Origin of the sequence: Longirhabdus pacifica (assembly GCF_004115085.1) — a bacterium.
GTDB classification, from domain to species: domain Bacteria; phylum Bacillota; class Bacilli; order Paenibacillales; family DSM-105158; genus Longirhabdus; species Longirhabdus pacifica.
In genome coordinates this window covers 1-3372 of sequence record NZ_QXJP01000043.1, presented here as the reverse complement: position 1 = coordinate 3372, position 3372 = coordinate 1, and the positions used below count along the sequence as shown (strand labels likewise).

At 36.4% G+C, this 3372-nt stretch carries 2 protein-coding genes; both read left to right on the top strand.

Features of this window, described 5'->3' with window-relative positions; genetic code table 11:
* A partial coding sequence (locus D1Z92_RS16950) for an S-layer homology domain-containing protein (protein WP_164931694.1) occupies positions 1–999 on the top strand: 999 nt, incomplete at its 5' end.
* A gap of 366 nt (positions 1000–1365) precedes the next feature.
* A partial coding sequence (locus tag D1Z92_RS16945; RefSeq protein ID WP_206099777.1) for a Kelch repeat-containing protein occupies positions 1366–3372 on the top strand: 2007 nt, incomplete at its 3' end.

Genomic DNA, 3372 nt, shown 5'->3' with positions numbered 1-3372 from the left:
GCAGAGAAAGAAGTCGATACGATTACCTTACCAGCAACAGATAAAGCATTAGAAGACATCGATACGCTAACTATCGATAACGAAGATGTAGTGGTCGATATTCCAAAAAAAGTACTAGAAGATGTACAGGCATTAGTAGATCAAAAAGAGTTAGGTGATGCTAAAATCATCGTTTCCTTAGATAAACAGGACAAGCAAAACGTAGTAGCGGAATATGATAATGTAGAATTGGGCGGCAGCGTAGTGGATGTCCAAGTATACATTGAAACAAAAGATGGAGAACGAATTGCACTAAATACTTTTACTACACCTGTAACGATCGAACTTACTTCAGAAGGTAAACCAGGAACATGGATTTATTATGTAGATGGAGATACATTTATCGGAGCAGCACGCATAGAAGATACAATCCGGGGACAAGTAACGAAAGCAGGAACATATGCGGTCATAACGTACACTAATCCATATGTAGATATCAATGAATCAGATTGGTCCTACTATGCAATCATGGAATTATATTCGGTAGGCATCTTAAACGGCAAAACAGAAAACACCTTTGCGCCGCAAGACAAAGTCACACGTGCAGAATTTTCAGTACTGGTAGCTAGAGCATTAAAGCTAGAAGTGGGAGAAGCATCTACTTTTACGGATCTAGATAATGAAGCATGGTATGCAGAGGGAATAGCAGCAGCATTCGAAGCTGGTATTGTGAATGGAAAATCAGTAGACACTTTTGCTCCGAATGATGACATCACCCGTGAAGAAATGGCAGTGATGGTGATGAAAGCATATACGTATTTGTATGGTGAACAACCTGCTATACAGGAAGAGGTTACTTTTGCCGATCAAGCTGGTATAAGTAGTTGGGCTACAGACTATGTCATGTTTGCAAAAAATCTTGGTCTTATCAGCGGAAAAGGTAATAATAACTTCAAACCGAAAGACAGCATGACACGGGAAGAAGCAGCTCAAGTTATTTATAATCTACTAATAACTTAATAGTAAAAAGTAGAAAACTAAATTTCTATAGTACAAACAAAAGTCACTACATTAGGTAGTGACTTTTGTGTTGTCTACTTATTTTATTATCGTTTAAAAAATTAAATAATTTTAAAAAACTTGAAAGTAAATATTGCGGAAGATGTCAGATTATAGTACAATACGTACATTCGTATAAATTATTAAAGGAGAGATTAAATATTAAAACTAAATAGTAAATGCTAAAGGGGATGTACACAGAGGTTTAATATAGGCTCATATACAAATTGTTGTTTTCTTAGGAAGGCAACGATGTAAATGATAAATTAATTATGTAAAGAAATATTTCAGTATAATTTAACTCATTCATTTGAAAGGTGTGTAAACATGAGAAACGAATGGAAGAAATACTTTGCTGTTCTATTGACAGTAGCAATATTGGTTGGTTTTATCCCGATGCAACAAGTAGAGGCAAATAATAGCAGTAATAATGCAACGGCATGGAAAATGGGAGATGATATGAATGAAGCAAGATGGGACCATCAAGTTGTGGAAGTAGATGATGTCATCTATACGATAGGTGGGTTTAACAATGGTGGTACATTAAAAAGTGTAGAAACGTATAACACGAAAGATTCAAATGCAACATGGATATCAGTAAATAATATGAAGCAAGCAAGAACGAATCATCAAGTAGTGGAGGTGGATAACAACATCTATGCGATAGGTGGATATGGAAATCTATCTCACTATAATAGTGTAGAAAAATATAATACCCAAGATAAAAATCCTGACTGGGTATTTGTAGAAAGTATGAGTGCAGCTAGAGTTGAACATCAAGCAGTAGTAGTGGATGGTGTGATTTATGTATTAGGTGGATCGAACCAAAGCGGTATATTAAATAGCGTTGAAAAATTTAATACAAAAGATCCAAATGCAACATGGGTTTCAATAGATAGTATGGATGAAGCGAGGGAAAGATTTCAAGTAGTAGTTGTGAATGATGTTATCTATGTAATAGGCGGACAGAACAATAGCGGTAAATTAAATAGCGTTGAAATGTACAATACAAAAGATCCAAATGCAACATGGGTTTCAGTAGATGATATGAATGAAGCTAGGTCTAATCATCGAATTGTAGAAGTGGATGATGTGATTTATGCTATTGGTGACTCTAATATCGTACATGCAGAAAAATACAATACAAAAGATGAAAACCCAGTGTGGACATCAGTAGATGATATGAATGAAGCAAGAGGTTTACATCAAGTAGTAGAGATAGATGGCGTGATCTACGCAATAGGTGGACACAACATTTTTAACGGTACATTAGATAGTGTTGAAAGATATAATACGAAAAATGAAAACCCGATATGGATATCGGTAGATAGTATGAATGAAGCAAGAGGTTTACATCAAGTAGTAGAGATAGATGGCGTGATTTACGCGATAGGTGGGAACAGAAGTGGATATGGTAATTTAAATACTGTCGAATCATTAATCATAGGACCTAGTAATCTTACAGCAACTACAGGGGATGAACTGGTTAACTTATCATGGGATTCGGTTAGTACCGCAGATTATTATCGTGTAAAAAGATCGGATGATAATGTTACGTATCAAACGGTATCGGAGGATGTATATCTCACTTTTGATGATACTAACGTTATAAATAATACTACTTATTTTTATAAAGTAACATCCGTGGATAGCGAAGGAAATGAAAGTCTAGCTTCCAATGTAATAGAGGTAACACCTTCACAATATCTTAATCCACCAGCTAATCTTCAAGCTACCGCAGGAGATACAACTGTAGATCTAACTTGGGATTCTGTAACAGGCGTTGTTTACTATAACATTTACTATGATCATAAAGGCAGCCAGAGCGTAATTTCAAATGTTTATCATCATAGTTACTTTCATACAGGTTTAGCAAACGGTGATGAATATAAATATACAGTAACCGCAGTAAATACTTCTGGGAATGAGAGTCAGCCATCTACTTCAGTATCTGCAACACCACAAGCACCGCAACAGAAGCCACAAGCCCCAACAGAATTACAAACGGTAGCTGGAGACGGAGAAATAGCACTAAATTGGAACAGTGTAAATGATGCGACATCATATAAAGTGAAGCGTTCAGAAACACAAGGAGGAAGCTACGTACAAATAGCAACAACGACGGCAGCATCCTACACCGATACAAGCGTTAGCAACGGAACAACCTACTATTACGTTGTAACAGCTGTAAATGCAGCGGGAGAGAGTGGCGCTTCTAACGAAGTTGTTGCAACACCACAAGGGACAACACAAAATCCTTCACAACCACAGATTACAAATGCAACATGGGATGCAAATCAAAGTGAAGTCGTGATAAATTGGAATACCATAACC